26 protein-coding genes and 1 pseudogene are annotated in these 23993 nt (G+C 53.8%); 14 read left to right on the forward strand and 13 right to left on the reverse strand.

What is annotated here, in order from left to right; genetic code table 11:
* Positions 1 to 566: 566 nt before the first annotated feature.
* From L5470_RS08160 to aroQ, 3 genes are all read left to right on the forward strand, one after another.
* Complete coding sequence (locus L5470_RS08160; RefSeq protein WP_099797692.1) at positions 567 to 1079, forward strand: DUF1269 domain-containing protein; 513 nt, start codon at positions 567 to 569, stop codon at positions 1077 to 1079.
* Between the two features lie 344 nt (positions 1080 to 1423).
* A complete protein-coding gene (locus tag L5470_RS08165; RefSeq protein ID WP_257790491.1) occupies positions 1424 to 1552 on the forward strand; it encodes a hypothetical protein in 129 nt (42 codons plus the stop codon).
* A gap of 28 nt (positions 1553 to 1580) precedes the next feature.
* The gene (aroQ, locus tag L5470_RS08170; protein ID WP_227517472.1) at positions 1581 to 2033 is read left to right on the forward strand and encodes a type II 3-dehydroquinate dehydratase; all 453 of its coding nucleotides are present in this window, start codon (positions 1581 to 1583) and stop codon (positions 2031 to 2033) included.
* Here aroQ and L5470_RS08175 read toward each other — a convergent pair.
* Positions 2030 to 2560, reverse strand: a complete 531-nt coding sequence (locus L5470_RS08175) for a YqeG family HAD IIIA-type phosphatase (protein WP_237269122.1) — start codon at positions 2558 to 2560, stop codon at positions 2030 to 2032. The genes aroQ and L5470_RS08175 overlap by 4 nt on opposite strands.
* Positions 2561 to 2743: 183 nt before the next feature.
* Between L5470_RS08175 and L5470_RS08180 the strand changes: the two genes are divergently transcribed.
* Positions 2744 to 3895 carry a murein hydrolase activator EnvC family protein gene (locus tag L5470_RS08180; RefSeq protein WP_099797696.1) on the forward strand — a complete coding sequence of 384 codons (1152 nt, stop codon included), beginning with the start codon at positions 2744 to 2746 and terminating at the stop codon, positions 3893 to 3895.
* 31 nt (positions 3896 to 3926) lie between these two features.
* Here the strand turns inward: L5470_RS08180 and tatC are convergent, their stop codons facing one another.
* On the reverse strand, positions 3927 to 4637 hold the full coding sequence (tatC, locus tag L5470_RS08185; protein ID WP_499499349.1) for a twin-arginine translocase subunit TatC: 711 nt from the start codon (positions 4635 to 4637) through the stop codon (positions 3927 to 3929).
* 392 nt (positions 4638 to 5029) lie between these two features.
* Between tatC and L5470_RS08190 the strand changes: the two genes are divergently transcribed.
* The 5 genes from L5470_RS08190 to L5470_RS08210 all read left to right on the forward strand — a co-directional run bounded on the left by L5470_RS08190 (position 5030) and on the right by L5470_RS08210 (position 10378).
* Positions 5030 to 6280, forward strand: a complete 1251-nt coding sequence (locus L5470_RS08190) for an MFS transporter (RefSeq protein ID WP_499499321.1) — start codon at positions 5030 to 5032, stop codon at positions 6278 to 6280.
* A 9-nt stretch (positions 6281 to 6289) separates the two neighbouring features.
* Positions 6290 to 7039 carry a creatininase family protein gene (locus L5470_RS08195; RefSeq protein ID WP_099797700.1) on the forward strand — a complete coding sequence of 250 codons (750 nt, stop codon included), beginning with the start codon at positions 6290 to 6292 and terminating at the stop codon, positions 7037 to 7039.
* Between the two features lie 10 nt (positions 7040 to 7049).
* A complete protein-coding gene (locus L5470_RS08200; protein WP_099797702.1) occupies positions 7050 to 7940 on the forward strand; it encodes an alpha/beta fold hydrolase in 891 nt (296 codons plus the stop codon).
* A 66-nt stretch (positions 7941 to 8006) separates the two neighbouring features.
* On the forward strand, positions 8007 to 9122 hold the full coding sequence (locus L5470_RS08205) for an HhoA/HhoB/HtrA family serine endopeptidase (RefSeq protein WP_499499324.1): 1116 nt from the start codon (positions 8007 to 8009) through the stop codon (positions 9120 to 9122).
* Between the two features lie 2 nt (positions 9123 to 9124).
* The gene (locus L5470_RS08210; protein ID WP_499499326.1) at positions 9125 to 10378 is read left to right on the forward strand and encodes a phospholipid carrier-dependent glycosyltransferase; all 1254 of its coding nucleotides are present in this window, start codon (positions 9125 to 9127) and stop codon (positions 10376 to 10378) included.
* On the opposite strand, the gene btpA is transcribed toward L5470_RS08210, so the two are convergent.
* Positions 10375 to 11265, reverse strand: a complete 891-nt coding sequence (gene btpA / locus L5470_RS08215; protein ID WP_499499328.1) for a photosystem I biogenesis protein BtpA — start codon at positions 11263 to 11265, stop codon at positions 10375 to 10377. The genes L5470_RS08210 and btpA overlap by 4 nt on opposite strands.
* Positions 11266 to 11344: 79 nt before the next feature.
* On the opposite strand from btpA, the gene folK reads away from it, so the two are divergent.
* Entirely contained in the window at positions 11345 to 11962 is a 618-nt protein-coding gene (gene folK, locus L5470_RS08220; RefSeq protein ID WP_157768301.1) for a 2-amino-4-hydroxy-6-hydroxymethyldihydropteridine diphosphokinase, read from the forward strand.
* On the opposite strand, the gene tadA is transcribed toward folK, so the two are convergent.
* Entirely contained in the window at positions 11847 to 12338 is a 492-nt protein-coding gene (gene tadA, locus L5470_RS08225; RefSeq protein ID WP_227517474.1) for a tRNA adenosine(34) deaminase TadA, read from the reverse strand. The two genes, folK and tadA, sit on opposite strands and share 116 nt — an antisense overlap.
* Positions 12339 to 12417: 79 nt before the next feature.
* Here tadA and L5470_RS08230 point away from each other — a divergent pair, with 79 nt between their 5' ends.
* Together L5470_RS08230 and L5470_RS08235 are read left to right on the forward strand one after the other, a co-directional pair.
* The gene (locus tag L5470_RS08230; protein WP_011056031.1) at positions 12418 to 12558 is read left to right on the forward strand and encodes a photosystem II reaction center protein K; all 141 of its coding nucleotides are present in this window, start codon (positions 12418 to 12420) and stop codon (positions 12556 to 12558) included.
* A 99-nt stretch (positions 12559 to 12657) separates the two neighbouring features.
* Positions 12658 to 13410: a YebC/PmpR family DNA-binding transcriptional regulator gene (locus tag L5470_RS08235; protein ID WP_099797706.1), complete on the forward strand. Its 753-nt coding sequence runs from the start codon at positions 12658 to 12660 to the stop codon at positions 13408 to 13410.
* A gap of 315 nt (positions 13411 to 13725) precedes the next feature.
* On the opposite strand, the gene L5470_RS08240 is transcribed toward L5470_RS08235, so the two are convergent.
* From L5470_RS08240 to L5470_RS08260, 5 genes are all read right to left on the reverse strand, one after another.
* Positions 13726 to 14775 (reverse strand): HAD family hydrolase, encoded by a 1050-nt coding sequence (locus L5470_RS08240; RefSeq protein ID WP_499499332.1) that lies wholly within the window; start codon positions 14773 to 14775, stop codon positions 13726 to 13728.
* A 97-nt stretch (positions 14776 to 14872) separates the two neighbouring features.
* Complete coding sequence (locus L5470_RS08245; protein ID WP_499499351.1) at positions 14873 to 16240, reverse strand: DUF3370 domain-containing protein; 1368 nt, start codon at positions 16238 to 16240, stop codon at positions 14873 to 14875.
* A gap of 8 nt (positions 16241 to 16248) precedes the next feature.
* Positions 16249 to 16944: an SIMPL domain-containing protein gene (locus L5470_RS08250; RefSeq protein ID WP_227517476.1), complete on the reverse strand. Its 696-nt coding sequence runs from the start codon at positions 16942 to 16944 to the stop codon at positions 16249 to 16251.
* A gap of 117 nt (positions 16945 to 17061) precedes the next feature.
* Positions 17062 to 17706 carry a glycoside hydrolase family 24 protein gene (locus L5470_RS08255; protein ID WP_499499334.1) on the reverse strand — a complete coding sequence of 215 codons (645 nt, stop codon included), beginning with the start codon at positions 17704 to 17706 and terminating at the stop codon, positions 17062 to 17064.
* 17 nt (positions 17707 to 17723) lie between these two features.
* Entirely contained in the window at positions 17724 to 18386 is a 663-nt protein-coding gene (locus tag L5470_RS08260; RefSeq protein ID WP_099797711.1) for an SDR family oxidoreductase, read from the reverse strand.
* A gap of 241 nt (positions 18387 to 18627) precedes the next feature.
* Here L5470_RS08260 and L5470_RS08265 point away from each other — a divergent pair, with 241 nt between their 5' ends.
* On the forward strand, positions 18628 to 19962 hold the full coding sequence (locus L5470_RS08265; RefSeq protein ID WP_099797713.1) for a TIGR03279 family radical SAM protein: 1335 nt from the start codon (positions 18628 to 18630) through the stop codon (positions 19960 to 19962).
* A gap of 27 nt (positions 19963 to 19989) precedes the next feature.
* Here L5470_RS08265 and L5470_RS08270 read toward each other — a convergent pair whose 3' ends face one another.
* From L5470_RS08270 to L5470_RS08285, 4 genes and pseudogenes are all read right to left on the reverse strand, one after another.
* Positions 19990 to 20112, reverse strand: a complete 123-nt coding sequence (locus tag L5470_RS08270; RefSeq protein WP_499499352.1) for a hypothetical protein — start codon at positions 20110 to 20112, stop codon at positions 19990 to 19992.
* A pseudogene (locus L5470_RS08275) lies at positions 20078 to 20482 on the reverse strand (DUF29 domain-containing protein). The gene L5470_RS08270 and the pseudogene L5470_RS08275 overlap by 35 nt, the downstream one beginning before the upstream one ends.
* A 294-nt stretch (positions 20483 to 20776) precedes the next feature.
* Positions 20777 to 21985: a pentapeptide repeat-containing protein gene (locus L5470_RS08280; RefSeq protein ID WP_448515239.1), complete on the reverse strand. Its 1209-nt coding sequence runs from the start codon at positions 21983 to 21985 to the stop codon at positions 20777 to 20779.
* A gap of 41 nt (positions 21986 to 22026) precedes the next feature.
* A complete protein-coding gene (locus tag L5470_RS08285) occupies positions 22027 to 23064 on the reverse strand; it encodes a Gfo/Idh/MocA family oxidoreductase (protein ID WP_499499337.1) in 1038 nt (345 codons plus the stop codon).
* 146 nt (positions 23065 to 23210) lie between these two features.
* Between L5470_RS08285 and queC the strand changes: the two genes are divergently transcribed.
* A complete protein-coding gene (gene queC / locus L5470_RS08290) occupies positions 23211 to 23924 on the forward strand; it encodes a 7-cyano-7-deazaguanine synthase QueC (RefSeq protein WP_099797715.1) in 714 nt (237 codons plus the stop codon).
* Positions 23925 to 23993 lie beyond the last annotated feature (69 nt).

Raw genomic sequence — 23993 nt, forward strand, 5'->3', positions numbered from 1 at the left:
GCCAGCAGGTTGCCGGGKTGTRGTCWGCGTGGGACGAGTGCGTTTTGCCGAAGTGGGTGTGCACCTGTTGGTGATGAGAATCCGCTTCAGGGTGATGGATATGAGCGTAAACTACTCCCAGCTAAAGCAGGGAGCTTTTAGTAGCCCTGCAGTTAGCAAGCCAACCACGAGCCTCTGGGGTGGTTTACAACACCCCCAATCGACCGTTACCAGTGCCTTAAACAACCGTTTCTGGTGTCCGCAGTACAATTATAACCTAAGGCAACTAAAGTTGCTAAAGGAGCTTTCCTCCCCGCACTGAAGTACGGGGCTTCCAGCCATACCCGATGTGACTGTCAGGTTTGAGTCTTTTGCCGCCCTCACCCTAGCCCTCTCCCAAAGGAGAGGGAACAAGACTCTTAGCTCCCTTCTCCTTGGCGAGAAGGGTTGGGGATGAGGGCAATTCATAGCCACATTCAGCAACACCGTATTTTTTAAGGATGCCTCCTCCGCCAATCAGGTGATTCTGGGGAAGATAATGCTAGGGTGGGTACGGTTCCATGACCAACTATTGATGGAGACAGTGCATGAGTACACTGGTTGTAATTGCCTTCGATGATGAGTACAAAGCAAACGAAGTTCTCATCCAGCTCCTAAAGTTACAGCGGGAGCATCTCCTAGACCTTGAGGATGCGGCAGTTGTTGTCCGCACGAAAGATGGGAAAGTAAAAATTAACCAAACCCAAGATTTGACCTTGGCAGGTGCGCTGGGCGGTGGCTTCTGGGGGCTGCTGATTGGGTTGTTGTTCTTTAACCCATTGTTGGGTTGGGCAGCCGGGATCGTCGCCGGAGCCATTTCCGGCAAATTTACCGACATTGGCATCGACGATAATTTCATTAAGGAATTAGGGCAAACGATCTCCCCGGGCACGTCCGCGATTTTTACTCTCGTGCGGCAAGCCACTCCAGACAAAGTGATTGAGGAAATTGCACCGTTTGGCGGTAAGGTGCTGCGCACATCGCTGTCGAAGGAAGATGAAGCAAAATTGCAAGAAGCCCTCAATCGTGGTACCTCCACTGGTGAATCTAGCGAGGGCTAAGAATCCTTAAGACCCAGCAACTGTTAAAAGGCTCGACCATTCTGAGAATGGCTGAGCTTTTTTTACAACTGGTGCCGTAAAGCCCACGCGCTTTAGCCGTGGGAGTATGTCAATCTCTGCCCTAGTCATGTTCCGTCCACCGCAGGCGCTATAGTCCTGACAAGGGCAGTGATCTCGTTGATCTAGATATGTTGATCTAGATATATAGTACAGAAAGCGCGACCAAGCGGTTTCTAGGGTGAGGGTACTGATCGAAAAAAGATTATGCTAGGTTAAAAGTAGCTCTGGTCAGCTATGGTTAAAAAACCAAGGCCATTCTCTATAGCGATACAGTAGGAATATCAATGGATTATCTAGAGAACCTGCTCGATAGCCTCAAATCGTGGTTGAAGAAGCTTCTCGAATTGTTGGGGGGGGCGGAGCCAACCCCTGAACTAGAACCAATTCCAATTCCTGTACGCGATCGCCGCTAGATTAATTCGTGATTTTGCGGGGATTGCTTTGGCGTTTAAGGTGCTAGTGCTCCACGGCCCCAACTTAAACCTCTTGGGTCAGCGCGAACCTAGGGTTTATGGCCAAGTGACCCTAGAGACGATTAACCAGTCTCTGCATAACCTTGCTGAGAGTCTAGGAGTTACGTTAGAGTGCCTGCAATCTAATCATGAAGGGGTGCTGGTGGATGCGATCCAAGATGCACCATCCCATGCGCAAGGTATTCTGATCAATCCTGCGGCCTATACCCATACCAGTGTGGCGATTCGGGATGCGATCGCCGCGGTGGCCTTACCAACGGTCGAGGTGCACCTCAGCAATATTCACCAGCGTGAATCCTTTCGCCATCATTCCTATATTGCCCCGGTGGCTTTAGGGCAAATTGCTGGTTTTGGTGCTGAGAGTTATTTGCTGGGGTTGCGAGCACTGGTGGCGCACTTGCAGAAGGTGGCTAGCGCTTAGGGAACTTCGCTGTGGGGTTGGCGTGGGTCATCGGTGAGAATGGGGGCGCCCAGTTGGTGTGCCAGCCAAAATTCTAAGTTACGAACCCACGACTTGCCATCTAGGCGGTTTACAAGGATAGGGTTGACCAAAATTGTAAACATCCCTAGGCGGTTACCCGCCAAAATATCCGTGAAGAGGCGATCGCCCACCATGGCTACTTCAGCAAATGGTAAGTTCATGGCATGAACGGCTTGGCAGATTTTCCGGCGAGAGGGTTTACCCGCGCCCATTAAAAACGGCAGATCGACCTGTTGAGCAATCCGTTCAATGCGGCGATGGTTCAGATTGTTGCTTACCAGCCAAACCTGCATCTGCACTTTGATGTCCAGCAGCCATGCGCGTACCGCTGGTGACAGGTCTGTGTTCCATGTGGGTAGTAGCGTATCGTCCACATCTAAGATCATCCCCCGCAGTTGCTGTTCGTGTAAAACTGCCGGGTGTAGATGTTCAATCGTCCCCTGTAACACCAGGTTGGGTTGGAGCAATCTTGCCAGCGCGCCTTTTGCCATTGGGGGTCAACATGAAAAAAAGGGCTTTTGTCACACTATCACACTCCTTTTACCGAGGAAATGCTCTGAGGTTAGCCCTGATACGATGAGTTTAAAGCGAAAGCTGGATAATTGACCCCCTGCCGGTGTATAACTAGCGGCACTCATTTGCACCCTCCTATGCAAAAACACGGTTGCTGGCTGTACCTCCTGCTAGCTATCTTTGCCCTCGTTCTAGGGGGTGCGGTTCCGACTGCGGCAACGAACGCACCACCGTTGGAGTATTGGCAGCGAGTGATGCAGGAGCACCAACAGCACCAGCAGACAGTGGGGCAACAACGTCAACAGTTAGAACGCCTTGAAGATGCGGCCAGCGATCGCCTCGATCGCCTCGAAGCCAATGTAGAAACGACGACGAACCAGTTGGCTTCTGTCAGCGATCGCCTGACAGCAGCGGAAACCATTCTCAAGGATCTCCAAACCCAACAACAAGCGATGGCGAAACGCTACCACGCCAATATGGAGGTGATTAGCGATCGCCTGCGCCAGTTGCAACGCTACCGCCAAATTCCCCACTGGGCAATGCTTTTTGAGGCCGAGACTCTAAACGATTGGTTGGCTCAGCAATATCGCCTCCGCCAAGTTTATGAGCGCGATCGCCAACAACTGGTTACCCTCCAACGCGATCGCCACCGCCTTGAGCAGCAGGAGCGACACATCAAAACCCAACAGCGGTATATTCAAGCCCTGCGCCAGCAACTCACAAAACAACAGGATATTTACACTCGCGAAGCCGCCAGTCAACGTCAACTGGTGCAACGCCTGCGCAGCGATCGCCGTGCCCTTGAATCCATCGAAGCCCAACTGGCTCGCGATAGCATGGTAATTCAACAGTTTTTAGCTCAGCGCCTAGGTTATGTGCCCCAAGGCCCACCCCCCTTACCCCGCAGTGGTCGCCTTGCCTATCCCATCCGTGCCCCCATTACCAGTCACTTTGGCTGGCGCATCCACCCCATTTTAGGCACCCGTCGGTTTCACACCGGCACTGACTTTGGCGCCGACTTTGGCACCCTCATCTATGCTGCCCAGAGCGGCACAGTGGTTTTAGCGGACTGGTCCGGTGGCTATGGCCAAACCGTCATCCTCGATCATGGCAGTGGCCTCACAACCCTTTACGCCCATGCTCAACGCCTACTCGTGCGCGAGGGACAAACGGTACAGGAGGGGCAACCCATTGCTGAAGTTGGCTCTACCGGACTTTCTACGGGCCCTCACTTGCACTTTGAGGTTCGTGTCAACGGCGAGCCTACCGACCCCTTGGCCTATCTTTGATGCTCATAGGGGGATCCGACGCTCAACGTATTCATCCGTCTTCAGCGGGGCGATCGCCCACACCCACTAGCCTAGCCAAGCCTATCCCTGTAAAGTAAAGCGCCATCAGTGCCCCCGCCAATAACCCTTGGGTCACTGGATCAATCGAGGGAGTTAAGACCGCAGCCACGGCAACCGCAATAATCACCACATAGCGCCACTGGCTCAGCATCTGGGCAGTGGAGACAATCCCCAAAGAAATAAGCACTAACTGTAAGATAGGCACCTGAAATGCTAAACCGGTGGCAAACAGGAGCAGCAAAATAAAATCTACATAGCGATCAATCGACCAGATTTGCTCGACCACATCCGCACCATAGCTGATGAAAAATCCTAAGGCCGCAGGAGCAAGCAGCGTATAGGCAAAGGCTAAGCCCGCCACAAAAAGAATCGAGGAGCCAAAGACAACGGGGGCGAGTAACCGCTGCTCGCGGCGGGTCAGCCCCGGTAAAAMAAAGCGAATCCCTTGGTACAGAATCATCGGCGTAGCCAATAGCACCCCACTGTAGGCAGCAGCCTTACAGGAGACAAAAAAGTACTCCCCTGGGCTAAGTTGCAAAAACTGTGCCCCTTTAGCGGGTTTTTCGAGGAACTGAATGATCCAGCGTACCTGGGTAAAGCAGAATATAGTCGTCACGGCGACGGTGCCCAAGACCACAAACAGCCGTTGCCGTAGCTCCTCAAGGTGATCCCAAAGGGACATTTCCACCTCGTTAGGAAGCTCCAGATCAGGATCCTGCTCGGTATCTAGATCCCTATCATCAAGGTTACCTTCAGCAGGCGTCAGCTCTGAAAATTTAGCGGAAGGGCTATCGGTGTTGGGCGATGGCATCGTTCAAAAAACAACTCTCTACTGCAGGATCTATGACTCTATCATCCTACTAGTGAATCCCTCGCTCATGCGTTTGCTATACCTAGGGAGAGGCGATGCTCAGCGGGGTGCTTAAGAACTAAACAAACCTATGATCGTATAATGGCTCACGATAATTAACAGCATTGCAATTGTCCTATGCCTGCGGCAGGCGTTGCCAACTGAGCGATCAAGGATTGAAACATAGCCACAGGAGACCCCTTCATGGTGTATGAGCAACAGCAATGGTAAGTTCTGGGCCTAAACCCCGTCCGGGTGGCTTTGCCGCCCTGATGCGAAACACGAATTTTTTGAAGCTGTGGGGGGGGCAAATTATTTCCCAACTGGCGGACAAAATTTTTCTGGTGCTCCTGATTACCTTAGCGGTGTCCTACGATGCCAGCTACGAGTTACCCGGCTCTAAAGCCTCGGCGGTGATGATCGCCAATMCCCTACCCGCCGTCTTCTTTGGATCAACAGCAGGTACCGTTGTCGATCGCTATCCCAAGCGAGAGGTGATGAGTATTACCAATGTCCTCCGGGGCCTATTAGTGCTTGCCTTAATTCTCATTCCCAAAAAATTTACCCTTTTGCTGCTGGTGGCCTTTTCTGAGTCCATTCTCACGCAGTTCTTTGCCCCTGCTGAGCAGGCAGCGATTCCGCTCTTGGTGAAAGAAGAAAATCTGCTCTCGGCCAATGCTCTCTTTATCACCACGATGATGGGGTCGTTGGTGGTTGGCTTTGCGGTGGGAGAGCCTCTCCTCAGTGCCGCAGCAGCCATCGGGGGGATCTACGCTCGCGAAATGGTAGTGGGTGGCCTCTACATTTTGGCGGGGCTGGTTTTAGCCCTGATTGCCCACCGCGAAGTGGTGCAGGAGCCTCCCCACGGGATGAATATCTGGCGCGATTTACAAGATGGGTTCCACTACCTGCGTAAGAATAAACTCTTGGGCAATGCCATGCTCCAGTTGACTATTTTGTACTGTGTGTTTGCGGCACTGACGGTGTTGGCGGTCAGCTTAGCCCAAGAGATTGGGTTGCGGCCTAATCAATTTGGGTTTCTGTTGGCTGCCGCAGGGGTGGGGCTGATTTTAGGCGCGGGTATTCTAGGGCAATGGGGAGAGCACCTGCATCACCGTCCCCTCCCCTTAATTGGTTTTTTGATCATGGCAGCCGTCTTGCTGGTGTTTGCCTTTGTCCATAACCTTTGGATGGGGCTGGCCTTGAGTATTCTCTTGGGGATGGGAGCCTCCTTAATTGGTATTCCGATGCAAACCCTCATTCAGGTTCGCACCCCCCCAGAAATGCGGGGTAAGGTGTTTGGCTTCCAGAATAATATTGTCAATATTGCCCTCAGTGTCCCTTTGGCGGTGGCGGGGATTCTCTCAGATCTGCTGGGGTTGACGATTGTGATGATGGGGATGGGAGGAGTGGTGGCGATCGCTGGTGTGTGGGCATGGCATAACACCCGATCTGTTCTGGAAGATGCAATTTAGGAAATCACAATGGCCTTATTACACTTGAGTACGTGGCCTGAGGTGGCCGACTACCTCACTGAATCTCGCGGTTTGATTGTGCCCATTGGTTCAACGGAGCAGCATGGCCCCATCGGCTTAATTGGCACCGATGCCATCTGTGCCGAGGTCATTGCTAAAGGGGTGGGGGATGCCACCGGTGCGTTGGTCGCACCTACTATCAATGTGGGGATGGCGTTGCACCACACGGCGTTTCCCGGAACTATTAGCCTGCGCCCCAGTACCCTGCTCCTTGTCCTGCGTGACTATCTGGTGAGTTTGGCACGCTCAGGGTTTCAACGCTTTTTCTTTATCAATGGCCATGGCGGCAATATTGCCACCGTTAAAGCCGCCTTTGCCGAAACCTATGCCGCTCTTACCGAACTACAGATTCCGGGGGCAGATCAGGTGCGCTGTGAACTAGCAAACTGGTTTATGTGCCCTTCGGTAACCCAACTGGCGCGTGAACTCTATGGCGATCGCGAAGGCTCCCATGCAACCCCCAGCGAAGTGGCCGTCACCCAATTTGTCTATCCAGAGGCCATTAAGCAAGGTGTACTGAGTGCCGAGGTCAACAGGGATCATGCCATCTATGGTGCTGTGGATTTTCGCTGTCGCTATCCCGATGGTCGGATGGGTTCAGACCCCAGCTTGGCGACCCCAGAGCACGGCCAACAGTTTTATCAGCGCGCCGTCAACGATTTGAGCCAGCGCTATCGTCAATTTCTTAGTGCCGAGTGAGGAGGCTGCCATGACGGCTGATATTGCCAATGAACCCCTCGCACCCCAGATTTGGCACTGGCAGGGCTATCCAATTGTCTATCGCCACCAAGGAACCACGGGCACGCCCCTACTGCTGATTCATGGGTTTGGTGCCTCGAGCTTGCACTGGCGCAAAAATATACCTGTCCTTGCCGCTGCGCATCGGGTATATGCCATTGATCTGTTGGGGTTTGGGGGATCGGCTAAGCCTGCGCCACACATGGTTAGCTATACCTTTGAGACGTGGGCAACCCTTGTGCTGGACTTTTGCCATGAGGTGATTGGCGCCCCAACGGTGCTGATTGGTAACTCCATTGGCTGTGTTGTTGCTCTCCAGGCAGCGGTTTTCGCGCCGGAGTGGGTCAGGCAACTGATCTTACTCAACTGCTCCCTGCGGCAACTGAATGAGCGCAAGCGGCAGCAGCTCCCGTGGTATCGCCAGTGGGGTACCACTTTGCTACAACGGATTCTTGGCAATCGGGCGATCGGAACCTACTTTTTCCACCAAATTGCCCAGCCCCGCGCCGTGCGCCGCATCCTTCACCAAGCCTACGGGGATACAACAGCGGTGACCGAGGAACTGGTGGATATATTGCTCGGCCCTGCTCAAGATCAGGGAGCGGCAGATGTTTTTTTGGCGTTTGTGCGCTATTCCCAAGGCCCAGTGCCCGAAGACCTCCTTCCTTTGGTGACCTGTCCTACTTACTTTCTGTGGGGGGCGGCGGATCCGTGGGAAGCGATCGCCGAAGGGCAGCAGTTGGCAGCCTTTCGCTGTGTACGTGAGTTTGTGCCCCTAGCAGGGGTAGGGCATTGCCCGCAGGATGAGGCACCGGCGATGGTAAATGCCTATCTTCAGCAGTGGCTGGCAACGCCCAGTTAAAATCTAAAGGTGAATGGTTCTGAATCCGCGTGAGTAATGCTTAACCTCAAACAACCTTTTCAGTCTTTGCGATGGCTTGGCCAGTGGTGTTGGCTACTGTTGGCTGTGAGTGTGCTGCTGTGGAACTGGAGTGCCCCTGCCATGGCAGCGGTGTCCTCGGCGGGGCATAGTTTTGTGGCCGCAGCGGTGGAGCGAGTAGGGGATGCTGTGGTTCGCATTGATACGGAGCGCACTGTCCTGCGATCGGTGGATCCGCTGTTTAACGACCCCTTCTTCCGCCAGTTTTTTCCAGGGTTAGCGCCGCTGCCCCAAGAGGATCGGCTACGGGGGCAAGGATCGGGATTTATTATCGACAGCAGCGGTATTCTCATGACCAATGCCCACGTGGTCAGCCAGGCGGATACGGTAGCCGTGCGTCTCAAGGATGGGCGCGTGTTTGAAGGGGAGGTGCGCGGTGTAGATGAGGTCTCCGATCTAGCGATTGTCAAGCTGAAGGGGGTTACAGAGCCATTGCCGACAGCTCCTCTGGGCGACTCCAGTGCGGTAAAAGTGGGAGACTGGGCGATCGCCGTGGGGAATCCCCTAGGGTTAGACAATACCGTCACCTTGGGGATTGTGAGCACCCTCCACCGCTCCAGTGCCCAAGTGGGGATTCCCGATAAGCGCCTAGAGTTTATTCAAACCGATGCGGCGATCAACCCAGGGAACTCCGGTGGGCCACTGCTCAATGAAGCCGGGGAAGTGATTGGCATTAATACTGCGATTCGTGCCGATGCTATGGGAATTGGGTTTGCGATTCCGATCAATAAAGCAAAAGCACTGCAAGAGCGCCTTGTGCGCGGTGAAAAAATTAGTCATGCATACCTTGGTGTGCAGATGACTACCTTTACTCCAGCCATGGCCAAGGAAAATAATGCTAACCCCAACTCACCGGTGATGCTGCCGGAGGTCAATGGGGTACTGGTGGTGCAGGTTCTGCCCAATACGCCAGCCGCAAAGGCAGGGTTGCGCTGGGGAGATGTCATTACCGCAGTCGATGGGCAGCCCATTACCAGTGCTGAGGAATTACAGGCCGTGGTTGACGCTTCTAAGGTGGGTCAGGTACTGAACTTAACCATTCAGCGGGGCGATCGCGTCCAGCGGGTGAATGTACGCACGGCGGAACTGCCTGGGGCGGCCTAGGGATGCCGCTGGGGCTACTGTTGGTGTGGCTTTTTGCCTTGGGCACAAGGCTCTGGGGCTTAGGCCGCTTTAACACCCTTGTGTTTGACGAAGTGTATTTTGCCCGCTTTGCCCGCAATTATCTGGCCGGAGAGCCATTCTTTGATGCCCATCCCCCCCTCGGTAAGTACCTGATTGCCCTTGGCATTTGGTTGGCAGGCGGGTTTCAGCCGTGGGGCTATCGCTGGCTCAATGCTGTTGTTGGCTCGCTGATTCCCGTTGCTGCTGCCCTTTTGGCGTATCTGATCACGCGGCGCCAGCGGGTGGGTTTAGTGGCGGGGACGTTTGTGGCCTTAGATGGCTTTTTTTTAGTGGAGTCCCGCTATGCCCTCATTAACGTCTATCTGGTGTTTTTTGGGGTGGTGGCGCAGGTTGTCTGGCTCTGGGGGCAGCAGTGGAAAGCACAGCGGTGGTGGGCACTCATGGGCACAGGGGTGGCCTTGGGAGCCTGCGTGGCGGTTAAGTGGAGTGGTCTGGGGTTTCTCCTCGGGCTGTGGCTGGKGTGGGGAGTGCAGCGCTGGTGGATGCCACAGCGGCAGCGGTATTACACGGCGATGGACATGGTGCTGATCCTACCCTTGGTGGTGTTCACGGTCTATAGTCTGCTGTGGCTGCCCCACTTAGCCTTTCATCCGCACTCCAACCTGTGGCAGGTTCACGTCCAGATGTTTAATTACCATCGCAGTGTGGCTAGTACTGCTCATCCCTACTGTGCGCCGTGGTGGTCGTGGCCGTTGCTGTTGCGACCCCTGAGTTACTTTTTTCAGCGAGTACACACCCTCAGCGAAGCTGTGCCAGTCATTGGCCCTCCCTTACCCATGGCAGACACGGCTTGGGTGTATGCGGTTCATGCCATGTTTAATCCCCCCTTGCTGTGGCTGAGTACGCTGGCGATGCTGGCAATAATACCGTTGGCAAGGCGATCGTCCGCGGGGCAGTTTTTGCTGCTTAACTATGCGGCGAACTTTCTCCCTTGGGTTTTGGTGAGCCGCTGCCTGTTTCTCTATCACTACCTACCCGCTGCACTGTACAGTTTTATGGCCCTAGCGGTGGTTTGGGACTGGGCGTGGCGATCGCCACCGTGGGGACGCGCTCTGAGTGTGGTGGTGCTACTGCTGATTGTTAGTGGCTTTCTCTACTGGTTGCCAGTGTATTGGGGGCTACCGCTCACCCCCCAGCAGTTTTTTCAGCGGATGTGGTGGCGATCGTGGATCTAATCACATAGCATCAAGCGGGAGGTTTCGCTCTCTTGAGCCAGATTGCCGCTTGGGTTACCGTTGCGATCGCCCAGTTCTTGGAAATTGTGCTGTGCTCGCTGCCACGCCTCCACAAAGCGGCTCACCCGAATCGGATCAATGGGCTGGGTAATTTGGCCATTGCGCTTCAACGAGCTAGCCACAATCACCCCATCGACATAGGGAACCAACTGCTCAACGTTATCCCAAGAGGCGCCACTGCCAATAAACAGCGGTTGACCCTTAGCCGCACTAGAGGCGATTGAGAGGTCCTCTTCGCTGGGGGGGTGCCCCGTTGCCCAGCCAGAGAGGATCACCCCATCCGCTAAGCCTCGCTCGAAGGTATCGCGAACGGCGGTACTCAGGTTAGGGGTATTTAAGGGTTGGGCGTGCTTGACCATGACATCCGCCAAAATTTTAATGTCTTGCCCCAGTTCACGGCGGTAGCGCAATAGGKGATGGGCTTGGCCTTCAATAATGCCTTGATCCGTGGCCATCACCCCCGTCAGCACATTGACGCGAATAAACTGTGCCCCCGTACACGTAGCGATCGCCAGACCACTGTAGGCATCATTGCGCAGCACATTTAAGCCAATGGGTAAGGCCACCAAATTTTTCAGGCGTTGCACCACCAAGGTCATGGCACTGACCACCGCCGCATCGACACGATCTTTGGTAAAGGGGGCATCAAAAAAGTTTTCAACAATAATCGCATTAGCACCCCCTGAGGCCAAGGCGGTGGCTTCCTGCTCTGCCCGGTCAATCACTGCCTTAAGGCTACCGCCCCAACGGGGAGAGGTGGGCAACGGTAACAGGTGTACAACACCAATCACTGGGGTAGCGGTATTAAAAAGTGTCCGGAGATCCACAACGATTTAGCGGTAGGTTGACAGCGAAATAACAACAAGCGGAGCATAGAGCCTAGGGTGGCACTCTACCGAGTAAACGATGGCAGAATCCACTGATTTAAGTATATCCCCGTCTGACCCCCCCCTCGTGGCGATCGCCCTTGGTAGCAATCTGGGTCAGTCCCGCCAAATCCTACAAGCAGCCGTTTGCGCCCTGCAACAGATACCCCACATCACTGGATTGCACTGCTCTCGGTGGTACCGCACCACACCAGTGGGACCACCACAGCCGGACTACTGGAATGGCTGCGTCACAGCGTTCACTACCCTCAGCCCCCTAGCATTGTTACACCAACTTCAGGCCATTGAGCAGCAGTTTGGCCGCAAGCGTCATCAACGGTGGGGGCCGCGCACGTTGGATCTCGATCTACTGTTTTACGGCGATACCATTGTCAATACATCAGAGCTAACGCTACCTCATCCTGAGTTAGCCAATCGTCCCTTTGTTCTTGTCCCCTTAGCCGAAATCGCCCCCCAGTGGCGGCATCCCATCCTCACAGACACGATCGCCACCCTACAGGCGCGTTTAGGTGTTGCTGGCATCAAGGCCGTGGCCTCTGCCGATGCGCCCGAAACCATGTTTGTAACTGCTCACAACAGCGATCCGCGAGGATGCCACCTACACTGTGCACCCGATGAAAGGCCGCCGCACTCCTAAAAATTTGTAGCACCGAGTCAATGGCACCGGTCTTCGGATCCGGTGTGCCGTAGATCAGAGTGTGAATGCGGGCTTGGACAATAGCACCCGCACACATGGGGCAGGGTTCGAGGGTGACGTAAAGGCGACAGCCGTTCAGGTACCAGGTTCCCAGCCGCTCTCCCGCACGGCGCAGGGCAATGATTTCCGCGTGAGCGGTGGGGTCGTGATCCCGTTGGCGACGATTTTCCCCAGTGGCAATGAGGGTATTATTGGCATCCACAATGACGGCACCCACTGGAACTTCATCCGCACAACCTGCGTGGTGGGCAAGGGCGATCGCCTGTTGCATCCAAAACTCGTGTTCTGCTTGCGCTGGTGCTGAACTAATCTCCACCACTGGATCCCCTGACCGCAGCCGCTATGGTACTATTCTTTCAGTTCTCTTGCGATCGCTGATAGTTTAGGAAAACACCATGATTGATGCTCTCGTGTTAGTGGCCAAGCTCCCGGAGGCCTATGCTATTTTTGATCCCCTAGTGGATGTGTTGCCGGTGATTCCCGTCTTGTTCTTAGCGCTAGCCTTTGTGTGGCAAGCCGCTGTTGGTTTCCGCTAAATTGCTGTGCAGTTAAACGTTACTCTTTTGATGCAGCCCCGTTGTGTTCAGCGGGGTTGTTCTATGCTCAGTAATCCATGTCTGTAATGTTCGGCGGGTATGGCGGGTCATAGCAAATGGGCCAATATTAAGCGCCAAAAAGCACGGGTGGATGCCCAAAAAGGTAAAGTCTTTGCGCGGCTCTCCCGGGCAATTATTATTGCTGCCCGCCATGGCGGAGGCGACCCCGCCGGTAATTTTCAACTCCGCAGCGCCATTGAAAAAGCCAAAGCAGCGGGGATTCCCAACGAAAACATCGAGCGGGCGATCGCCAAAGGTACCGGTACCCTTGATAGTGATGCACCCCTTGAAGAAGTCCGCTACGAAGGGTATGGGGCTGGTGGTGTTGCCTTTTTAATTGAGGCGCTAACGGACAACCGCAACCGCACCGCTGCTGACCTGCGGGCTGCCTTTAACAAGCAGGGGGGGAACCTTGGCGAGACGGGTTGTGTTGGGTGGATGTTTGACCTGTGGGGGGTGGTCACCGTTGCTGCCCCCCACGATGAAGAAGCCTTTTTAGAGGCTCTCCTTGCCGCGGAGGTCGAGACCTACGACATCGTGGCGGATGTCGCAGAAGTGCGTTGCCCTGTCGCTGCCTTGGAAGCCGTGAGCAACACCCTCAACCACTATGGCTACCACGTGTTAGAGACTGAGCGCCGCTGGCTCTCCCTCAATACAGTGGAGGTGAGCGATGAGGAGACGGCCCGCCGCGTCTTGCGGTTGCTGGATGCCCTCGAAACCCTTGACGATATCCAAAGTGTTGCCACCAATGCGGTCATCAGCGACGCTCTAATGGAGATGGTGGACGTTTAGGAATCCGTGTTTGTACGGTATTTTCAGGAACCTATTTACCAAAAATTTCGGCAAAATTTGAGTAAAAACACGGTAGTTGGCAGGTCATCAGAGTGCGACTATACCTATTAGGTTGCAGTTTAGGTTGCAGTAGTCCACGGACTGAACAACCCTGTCTCAGCCGTTGTGTGTCATCCAGATTGAGTTTCCAGCTTGGGCGATCGCTCCTTTCCTTCAGTCTTGATGCTGTGTCGAGTAGTTCTGAATAGAGGTACTCGCACATCTACTGTGTGCTCCCTCCATTTGTGTGTCTCCCGTGTCGGCTCTTGTGTGTTCCTAAGTTCCCTGTTGATCGGCTGGCAGAATTTGAATTTGCGTCGGTTCACTAACTGTGCAGGTGCAATACTGCAAGGAAGGGGGCTGAGGCCATCCCCACGTGACACCGATACAACCTGCTGCCCTAGCGCGTTGTGCCATGAGGCCATCGGCATCTGCGTCACCAATAACAACTGTCTGCGCGGGGGGAATCGCCAATTCAGCGCAGATTTTTTTGAGGGGGGTTGGGTCAGGCTTTGCAGGCAGGCGATCGCTACCCATAGCACTTCTAAAAAAGTGAGTGAGCTGGTAGGTGGCTAAAAACGCCTGTACCTCCTCGGTGCGATCGCCAGACAGCACTGCTAGCGTTAGGCCAGCCGTCTTCAGCCGTTGCAGCAGATCGATGACCCCGGGCAATGGTGGCGTGAAGGGAGCTTTGGGGCTAAACCTGCGATCCGCTTCAGCAAAGGCCTGTTCAGCGATTTCCCGAGCGGCTATCCAACCATAGCCATAGCCGGCAAGATGGGCAGCAGCAGCAATCAGGTTCTCATGGCGGCTCCCCACCGCCTGTAGCCCCTGCGGCTGGATCTGATGCGCTGAACTCCCAAAGCTACGCAGCAGAGGGGCTTCAAGATCAGGGGCGATCGCGGCCACTTGCCGTGCGCGTTCTAGAGCCAACTGGTGGAGGTAGCTCGCCGAGTCCGCTAAAGTACCATCTTTGTCAAACACAACTGCGGCAATATTGCTAAAGCGTACCGTTCCCTTGGGAAGTTGGCATAACAGAGTAACGCTCATCAAAGGTAAGCTCACACTCTCACAGCGATAGGTGCGATAGAGCCTGAGCCAGTAGTCCAGTATCCGTAACGGCAATGTTGCCTCTGGTTCAACCTGAAACTCTAGATGCAGAATGCAGTGTTGCGTTTGTACGAGGGTGACGCCATCCGCACAAATCGGTTCGAGGTTCAGTTCGGTTTTGAGAACTGAAACATTTTCTGAGGCATTGTTGAGGAGCCACTGGGTAAAGGCTGTCGGGTATTCTTCAGCAAGGTATTTACAGAGGTTATCTCGCATTCCTCCAGCTTATCGAAACCATGACCCGCAGCTATCATGGCTAGACCTTCAACAGCACATTTGGCAAGCTGTTCCTGTACCTCTATCTCATCGATACTTAAGGAGACTTTCGTTCCCCAAGTGCCGGAAAGGGCAAGGTCTCAACCGTGAGTACTTGCGGCGGAGTGGCATCGGGCGGGTATAGCATAGTGAACTGCACAAAGCGGGTTTCGTTCGGTTGTAGGGTCAGCCGCACAAGATCGCCCCCTTGCTGGCCTTCGCGCTGTACAAGGTGAATGATCCGACTTTGGGGTGCTCCCTGATCATCTCGATAGCGCAACCGTACACTACCTCGAAAGAAAATGCGGTTGGGTGGCTCAGCAAAAAATCGCAGGGTTGGCGCTGGCGCGTCAAATTTGATGGGGGTTTGTAGAGCAAGGCGAATGGTTTGGGGGCGATCGCTCTGGTTGTGTAAGGGCAAAACGAGATCGTACTCAACGGCGTAGTTGCCATGGGCGGCGTAGGCGGTATCAGGATAGCGCACCACCAAGGGAGCCGTTTGAATTTGGTCTGTGCCTAAACGACCGGCCACAAGGGAACTCAAGGGATAGGAAAATGCCTCGCCAGTGTTTGGAATTGGGATCGGCGTTTGCTGCGGATTATGCCAACGCGACCCTAGAGCCACCCCGGCCACGCGGCTGTAAATGATATTGCCGGGTTGATTGGGGGGGCTAGGTGGGCGATCGCGGGGGGTCACCAATCCCCCTTGGTGCAATGTTTCCTGCCACTGGGCAAGGGTAGGTTCATCCTCAGGAGCAAAGCGTGCCAAGCTAGCCAGATAAATATCGCCACTACTGCGGGCACGGATGAGTAGGGAGCGGCCATTCAACGGGGGGTCTAGACCTTTAACCGGAATCGGCAAATTTGCAATAAGGCCATAGGAGCGGGGCGGCAGGACAATTTGGCTTGGCCAACCCTCTTGACGGCGGCGGCGCAAAATATCCAGCATGACGCGATCGCCAGGGCCGGCAAAGATTTGCCCAAGATCGTTAGCCTGTCGAGCTGGCAAGGGGACAAATGGGGCATCAGGCTGACTGAGGTAGCTAGCCGCGTGCAGGAGGTCAATGGTGACTGGGGTTGCACCGGGATTGTAGGCCAAAATTCCCACGTAGAGGGTGGTTAAATCCGCAGGATCAGGGGGTTTGGCAATGTGATGGGCAAAAATATCAAAGCGACCGCGAAAAGCATAGTTCAGATGAGCCGCAGGAGTGGCCTTACCGCTGGCCGGAAATGTGGATAGCAAAATCCCTTCGCGCTGAACGACTTCGGGACTGTTGCTATTGAACACGGGCACCTGATCTAAGCCCCCTGGGAGGGGTAAGATTTGCTGTTGCTGCTCAAGTGTGGCAGGCGGTTGAGCCAAGATCGGTGCAGCCCACAACAGTGCTGCGAGACTGCCGCAGGAAAGTCGTAAATTCACAGGCATCATTGCGGTTAGTAGCTAATTTGCAGGGTCACCGTTGCTGCCACCTCTAGCTCTCCAGCAACGACCGGGGTACTATCGGCCATGGCCGGCGCAGCAAACCGTACTGGGCTAGGGGGTGGGGTGGCTTGGTTGATCTGAATACTGACCACTTGGCGCGGTTGCAGGTTCAAGGCGCTCAACACAGCTTGGGCTTGGGACTGGGCATCTTGGGTGGCTCGCTGTAGGGCAGTGCGCTGAGCAGCAGCAAGGGTTGTTTCGGGTGCAGTAAAGCTAATACTGTCAATAGTGGTTGCTCCAGCTTGCACGGCAGCATCAAGCAGGGCACCAACGCGATCGCTCGGCAGACGAAAACTAACCGTATTGCGACCAATGTAGCCCACCAATAGGCGCTGATTATTACTGAACTGATAGTCAGGCGTCAAGCTAAGACCCGTAGTTTGCAGTTGGCTCACCTCTCGCCCCCGCAGCACTACTAATACAGCATTGGCCTTACGGGCAACCTCCTGCTGTACCTCCTGAGCTGTGCGCCCCCGCACCTCCACCCCCAGCGTTACTTGGGCAAGGGTTGCTGTTACTGCCTCTGTTCCGCGCCCAGTCACCGTCAGGGTACGCAGTGCCTCTTGAGCCATCGTTGGTAGAGCTACGCTGCCCCAAAACAAGGTACTGAGGCTCAGCGCATAGAGTTTGGTTAGGGTGTTATTCACAGAATTTTACTGAACATCAACCAGTCACACGGGTGTGCTAGCGAGCGGCAAGGTGCTCACATTATACAACAGGAGTTTACCGATTTCCTTTTGATGGATGAAAAGGCTGTTAGTCCATTAACGAGTTAAAGTGGCTTGGCGACCTGCTAGCTCTTCCGCTAGCAGTTTGGTGTAGATGTCTTCGAGGTGGGGCGTCATCAGGTTGCTTTCAATCCCGTAACCAAGGCTTGTCCACGTGCCTGACAACAGGTCAAAGACAGCTTGCACCTTACCTTCCCGCAGCAATTGGGGGATGTCAGCGTTCCATGCATTGGCATCTGTTAACCAGCGATAGACCACTTGATCTTGATATTCCGGAGCAAAGTTATACTGACTCCAAAACCATCCGGGTGGGCTCGGGTGATAGTGGGCGGCTTTTTCTGCCCAAGTAGAGCTAAGAAACTGGTACCGCCCCGCAGCCGTTGTACACAGGTGCTGGTTGGGGCCTCGGCGAATAGGAATACAACGATCGGGATGACGGCTGAGGTCGTGGACGTGATCACCGCCGTAGAGGAGGGTGTAGGGGCTAGGATCGTTGGCTTCACTTGCGGAAATGGTGCGCATGAGGGCACGGATGTAGGGATCACCACCTTCCATGACCAAGGGGGCAATTTGGCCAGGGTGCCAACGGTACCATAGGAGCGCGGGCGATCGCCCGCCCAAAAACCCATAGCTGACCCCTGCAACCAATGATCCAACAATCAACCAGCGCCAAAACCGCACAATCACCTATCCTCAAATCACGGAATACAGCGGAACAACTCAGAGTAAGGCACGGGAGATTGATCAGCGCGGCTCACTACCTCAATAATTTTGTTTTTTGCGGCAGCGTCGCCAAGGGCAGCAACACAGATGTCAGCGACCTGTGAGCGTGAGATACTCCCTTCAAAAAGGGTGTCGGCGGCAGCCATCACCGGATACCCACCCTCCTCTGTATCTTTAAGGCCTCCCGGACGGACTATCGTGTAAGTCAGACCGCTGTTCTGTAAATAACGTTCCGCCTGCTGCTTCCAATACAGAATTAACCAAAAGAGATTTAGGGGATGAAAAAACTGGGAGACACAAAGGGAGGAAACGAGAACGAACTGCTGCACTCCGCTGTACTTAGCAGCATCCACTAAATTTTTGGTGCCGAGATAATCTACACTGAAGGGGTCTAAGGGGTTGAGGCTGGGACTTGCCCCTGTGGCGCAAATAATACTTTCACAATTGCTCAGAGCACTCCCTAGAGTTTGGGGTTGGGTAACATCCCCTAGGCGAATATCGACACCGCCATTAGGCCACTGCTGCTGCGCCTTCGTTAGGTTCCGGACAACAGCAATGGGGGAGTGACCCGCCTGCTGTAGGGCAGTAACAATCCGTCGGCCGGTGCGGCCGGTGGCACCAATAACAGCTACATTCACCGTCGTAGTCCAGCGATGTTGATTGATACGTTTACGTTATTGAGTTTGGGGTTGGCTGTGAATTTGCAAATCAGCATACAATCATTGTATTCGCTCCCCAAGACAAGGTTACTGCCGCAGTTCTAGGGCGGTACCCACAAAACCACCCACAAAATAAAGTCTAGAATTATTGTGGTCGGAGGGAGGGTATGCCTGCTCAGAGGGGACAATCTTTGCTTTTTTAGATATACCCAACCATTGTATGAATCATCGTCCTGTGCATCCCGCTATTGTCAGTCGCGTGGAACCGGACTCGATTGCTGCAGAGCTTGGTTTTGAGCCAGGGGACGCGTTGTTAGCTATCAATGGCGAGCGCCCCCGCGATCTCATTGACTACCGCTTCCTGTGCGCAGATGAGGTGCTAACGCTAGAAGTCCTTGGTAAAGACGGTCAAACCTATACCCTAGAAATTGAGAAGGAAGCGGATGATGACCTCGGGCTGGAGTTCACCACAGCTCTATTTGATGGTTTGCTCCAGTGCAACAATCGCTGCCCCTTTTGCTTTATTGATCAACAGCCACCCGGCAAGCGGCAGAGCCTCTATGCCAAGGATGATGACTATCGCCTAAGTTTTCTTTACGGTAGCTACCTCACGCTGACAAATCTCACGGCACCAGAGTGGCAACGGATTGCCCGGCTGCGCCTGTCGCCCCTGTATGTCTCTGTGCATGCAACGGTTGCCAGCGTTCGCCAACGCCTCCTCAAAAATCCGCGTGCTGGCGAGATTCTGCGACAGCTTGCTTGGTTTCAGGAACAACGATTGCAACTCCATGCCCAAGTGGTGGTGTGTCCGGGCATTAATGACGGGCAGTGCCTTGAGCAAACCCTGCGGGATTTAGCGAGCTTTTACCACCCAGATTGGCCGACGGTTCTTTCGGTTGCGGTGGTACCCGTGGGGTTAACCCGCTTTCGCCCCGCTGATGATGAACTGGTACCGGTGACCCCTGATGATGCCCGCACCGTCTTGCGGCAGGTACAAGCTCTTCAGGAGCACTTTCAGCGCCAATGGGGTACCCCCTTTGTCTGGCTGGCAGATGAGTGGTTTTTAATCGCTGGCAGACCGCTGCCTCCTGCCACCCATTACCAAGATTATCCACAACTGAGTAACGGTGTGGGTACGATTCGTCTGTTTTTAGAAGAGTTTGCCGCCCACAGCCACGACTTACCCACCCGCTTGCCGACAGCGCGCCATTTAAGCTGGGTGGTGGGTAATGCGGTCGGCGAGGCATTCCAGCCCCTTGTAACCCGTCTCAACCAAATTCAGAACCTTCGCCTTGATCTCTACCCGCTAGCTAGTGATTACTGGGGGCAAGCCATGACGGTTACTGGATTACTCACAGGCCATGACTTAATCTATCACCTACAAGGAAAACCCTTGGGCGATCGCCTACTACTGCCGAGTATCATGCTCAAACACGATGAGGCTGTTTTTTTAGATGATCTCTCCCTTGAAACGGTGGCAGACGCTCTACAAGTCCCTATTCAAGTTGTCAGCGGCGGTGCAGCTGGTTTGATTGCGGCCTGTACCTCTAGCTAGAGAGGGATCTAAAGTTTGTTCTACGAACTATTCGGGTTGCCAGCGAAGCCAATCTTCATCTAGAGCCTGCTCTAAGGTAAACTCTGGCTCTTGTGGAATCATGTTAGCATTCAACTCACTTGCATTGAGAAACAGTTTTTTTTCTGCCATTGCGATATTCTAGGTCAAAGTTCTCACTAAGATAATTTTTTAAGCTGGGACTATCTTTGAGTATGGCTTGAATTTTTAAGCCGAAGTTGGCAACTTCAAGCTTCCAAATTCGGAAACAATTTTTTCGTTCGGATTCCCAATACTTTAGTTTAAGAAAATGCTCACATAATCGCATTAAATAGCTAGAAATCGCTCGTTTCTCGCTTTTTCCCAAGCTCTCAATCTCCTAAATTAAATTTTCTAGGTCAAGGTTATCGAAGTCTCGCACTTTTAACTGAGCAACAGTTGCATTTAACCAGCACTGGTAGTCCGTCTCATATAATGATGCAAGCTGGGTCTTTACCTCAGATTTGACGGTCTCAGAATGCATGATGGGTTCTCCTAACTGTTATTCATGACTACACTCATCGCAAAATTTGCGCCCAAATGCCAAACTCAGAAGTGAGGACTGCAAACTTAGAGAAATACTGTTTCAGATGCAATACGGACAGAGCTATCAGAAGAAGACCAACTAAGAACAATATCTGCCCTCAATTATAATCACTACCCTCAATGGAGCGTTCGATGGAATGGGTGAAGTAGGTAGGGGCGAGCGTCAGTAAAGTAGTAAAGTATTTAGACCATTCCGTCCTAAAGGACAGAGCCTGTCTCTTGATTGACGTTGTCAGCGTCCCAATTTGTTAGGAATGCCGTCGCACCCCCCAGGAATGGTTTCGCGAGCGCGGCTGCCACACCACGCACAGCAATAGTAGCGCTGCTCTTCGGAAAGGTTTTTGACATTACTAAAATTGACATCTTCCACCACCGCACCAGTATAGGCACCCGTCCGAAAATTCGGTGGATTGAGGCGATCGCGAGGGCTAGCTTGCTCCACCGGACCGTAAAATAAGCGAGTTCGGCTCATATCCACGCCAGTGAAGTCTGCCCCTTGCAAAATAGCTCCGGCCAAATTAGCGCGGGTGAGGTTGCAATTGCGGAACTGCACTCCTGTGAGGTTGGCATCACTTAACTCCGTCCAGCGCAAATCGGTGCCACTCAGATCGGTGCCCGCTAGCATACTGCCTAGGTTAATGACCCGTACGCCATACTCGATATCTTCTTCATAACCGCCTAAGCCATCAAAAATTGCTCGCCCTAGGCGGCGATCGCGCTTCAAAGGAGCTAGCAGCTTTGCCCCTGAGAGAAAACGAATGATTTTTGCTTTACCTTCGGCATCTAAGCCTGCCAAAATAGCCGCCGTGCGCCCCTCGGCGATCGCTCGTTCAGGGGGCCAGTCCTCCAATAGCCCTTGGTCATCCAAAATAAGGTCAGAAATGCCCTGAAAATAGCTATCAATGGTTTGCTGTTGGGTAATCCGGTTTTGTTGGGTAGTGAGGTCCCGCGAGATCACGTACTGCCGCCATGCCACGTAGGCCGCCAGCAGTGCCACTAAAATTTGACCCAAGGCACCAAAGCCTTCTGCTAGGGCACCCACCGCATCCCAATTGGTGCCTTGAAAGCGACCACGAATCCAGTCCATCGCGCCGGTCATGCCAATTAGCGCCAAGACGGTTAAGCTCAGCCCCACCGTAGCAAAGATGAACTGCCGTTGTTGCGCCGTTAAATCTTCTGTAAACCAGTGATAGGTGGAGTGCCAAACAATGGGGAAACTGAACACCCCCAACAGCAAAGCAGCGGCCACTCCCACCGCATCCCAATCCAACGCCCACGCCACCAGCACCACAAGGATAGTTACTGGTGTTAAGGCAGTGCGCAACGAGATCCACAGGGTTTGCCAACGACTGCGAGCAGCCAGAACTTTACTTAAGCGTAACGCCGCGGTGTTTGCCTCACGGAGGCCTGTCTCCCGAGACCATTGCTGTTCTTCGCCCATCGTGGTTGCCTTAGTTAGCTTTGGGATTTTTCCAAGGTAGCTCAAGCATAGGTCAATGTTGAGAGGGATGCATCCAACTGCCCCCAACTGTGGCCATCCAGCGCCAACTGCTCAATGAGGCTGGCCAAGCGGAGTGCCTTGAGCGCCTGCTCCCCACCCACTGAGGGGGGCTGCCCACCCCGCACACAGTTCACAAAATGCTCTAGCTCAGCGTGCAGGGGTTCAATGTTACTGGTATAGACCTTCTCGATGAGGCCATCCTGCCGATACAGCACTTGGCCGTGATCAGCGCTACAACTAGCGGTGGTTTTGCGGTGGATGAGAATTTCGTTTTTGAGGAAATCGGCTTCCGTCAGCGAATTTTTGCAATGAGCCGCAATACGCCGCTGTTTGCGATGGGTCACCTTACTGGCGGTGAGGGKGGCAATAATGCCGTTGGCAAACCCTAGGGTGGCCGTTACATAGTCTAGGTACCCAGAATTCGCAGAGCGACTGCCCGCAGCCGTTAGGCGTACCACGGGTGAGCTAGTTAGCTCCAATAACAGATCAATGTCGTGGATCATTAAGTCCAAAACCACAGACACATCATTGGCGCGATCGGAGTACGGACTCATGCGATCCGCTTCTACTGCTAAAATTTCTTCAGTGCGCAGTACCTTACTCAGCTCTTGGAAGGCAGGGTTAAACCGCTCAATGTGACCTACCTGCAAAATGCACTGGCACTCCGCCGCAGCATTCACCAAGGACTCAGCTTCGCTAATACTGGCGGCAATGGGTTTTTCCACCAGTACATGAACCCCATAGCGCAGACAGGTAATGCCCACTTCATGGTGCAATCGTGTGGGCACTGCAATACACACGGCATCGACGTGGGGCAATAAATCAATATAGTTTTCAAAGAATTTAATTCGGTACTTGCTGGCTGTATCAATGCCGCGCTCCAGGTTGAGGTCGGAGATCCCCACTAATTCCACATCTTTGAGTAAACTCAAAACACGGGTGTGGTGCTGACCCATGTTGCCAACACCAATGACACCGATGCGCAGCGGGTCGGGCTGGGGACGGACGGCAGAACTCATCGTTTGTTGTTTCACTCCTCTCATTTACCCCTTAAACGCAACCGTGGAATGATTCGGCGTTGGCCACCACTGAAGTAGCATTTTCAGAAAGATGCTACCACAGCATTGCCAAATGTAAAGTTTTTAGTGATTGCTTGACGAACCCAATGACGACTAAAAAGGCGGTGGTGTTGCTCTCGGGCGGCTTGGACTCGAGCACGGTGTTATTTCGTGCTAAGGCATTGGGCTATGCATGCTATGCCCTTTCCTTTAACTATGGGCAACGCCATCAGCAGGAGTTAACCTCAGCGATCGCCATTGCGGCAGCGGCGGGGGTGGTACAGCACCACGTCATTCAGTTTGATTTACGGCTGTGGGGTGGCTCAGCCCTTACTGATCAAACCATTGACTTGCCCTGCGATCGCGACCTTAGCACCATGAGCCAAGAGATTCCGGTGACCTATGTGCCCGCCCGCAATACTATTTTTCTGAGTTTTGCCCTTGCTTACGCTGAGGCCATCCATGCCCAATCGGTTCACATTGGCGTGAATGCCCTTGACTATTCGGGCTATCCAGACTGTCGGCCTGACTATATTGCAGCCATGGCCGAGGTGTATCGGCTTGGTACCAAGCAGGGGCGCGAAGGAAACCCCATCGAGATCATCTGTCCCTTAATTGATCTGCACAAGACCGATATTATTCGCCTCGGCAATGAGTATGGCGTACCTTGGGAGAAAACTTGGTCTTGCTATAGTGACGGCGGCACTCACGAGCCAGCACGGGCCTGCGGTCGCTGTGATGCCTGTCGCTTGCGCTTGGCAGCCTTTGCGGCCTTGGGTCTAACCGATCCACTACCCTACACCCCCACCCACCCCGCCTAGGTTCGGTAAATCCCCCTTTTGCTACTTGGGGAAGCGATCGCACTATGGATAAAGAGAGGGTTAAACCCA

The sequence above is a fragment of the Synechococcus sp. PCC 6717 genome, assembly GCF_022698185.1.
GTDB lineage: Bacteria > Cyanobacteriota > Cyanobacteriia > Thermosynechococcales > Thermosynechococcaceae > Thermosynechococcus > Thermosynechococcus lividus.

Excerpts from the sequence above, each read along its gene's own strand:
- L5470_RS08235 (WP_099797706.1), top strand. The coding sequence starts at position 12,658 with ATGGCGGGTCATAGCAAATGGGCCAATATTAAGCGCCAAAAAGCACGG.
- folK (WP_157768301.1), top strand. The coding sequence starts at position 11,345 with ATGGCAGAATCCACTGATTTAAGTATATCCCCGTCTGACCCCCCCCTC.
- L5470_RS08270 (WP_499499352.1), bottom strand. The coding sequence starts at position 20,112 with ATGGCAGAAAAAAAACTGTTTCTCAATGCAAGTGAGTTGAATGCTAAC.
- L5470_RS08165 (WP_257790491.1), top strand. The coding sequence starts at position 1,424 with ATGGATTATCTAGAGAACCTGCTCGATAGCCTCAAATCGTGGTTGAAG.
- queC (WP_099797715.1), top strand. The coding sequence starts at position 23,211 with ATGACGACTAAAAAGGCGGTGGTGTTGCTCTCGGGCGGCTTGGACTCG.
- L5470_RS08240 (WP_499499332.1), bottom strand. The coding sequence starts at position 14,775 with ATGCGAGATAACCTCTGTAAATACCTTGCTGAAGAATACCCGACAGCC.
- L5470_RS08195 (WP_099797700.1), top strand. The coding sequence starts at position 6,290 with ATGGCCTTATTACACTTGAGTACGTGGCCTGAGGTGGCCGACTACCTC.
- L5470_RS08180 (WP_099797696.1), top strand. The coding sequence starts at position 2,744 with ATGCAAAAACACGGTTGCTGGCTGTACCTCCTGCTAGCTATCTTTGCC.
- L5470_RS08245 (WP_499499351.1), bottom strand. The coding sequence starts at position 16,240 with ATGCCTGTGAATTTACGACTTTCCTGCGGCAGTCTCGCAGCACTGTTG.
- L5470_RS08160 (WP_099797692.1), top strand. The coding sequence starts at position 567 with ATGAGTACACTGGTTGTAATTGCCTTCGATGATGAGTACAAAGCAAAC.
- L5470_RS08265 (WP_099797713.1), top strand. The coding sequence starts at position 18,628 with ATGAATCATCGTCCTGTGCATCCCGCTATTGTCAGTCGCGTGGAACCG.
- L5470_RS08230 (WP_011056031.1), top strand. The coding sequence starts at position 12,418 with ATGATTGATGCTCTCGTGTTAGTGGCCAAGCTCCCGGAGGCCTATGCT.
- L5470_RS08200 (WP_099797702.1), top strand. The coding sequence starts at position 7,050 with ATGACGGCTGATATTGCCAATGAACCCCTCGCACCCCAGATTTGGCAC.
- L5470_RS08280 (WP_448515239.1), bottom strand. The coding sequence starts at position 21,985 with ATGGGCGAAGAACAGCAATGGTCTCGGGAGACAGGCCTCCGTGAGGCA.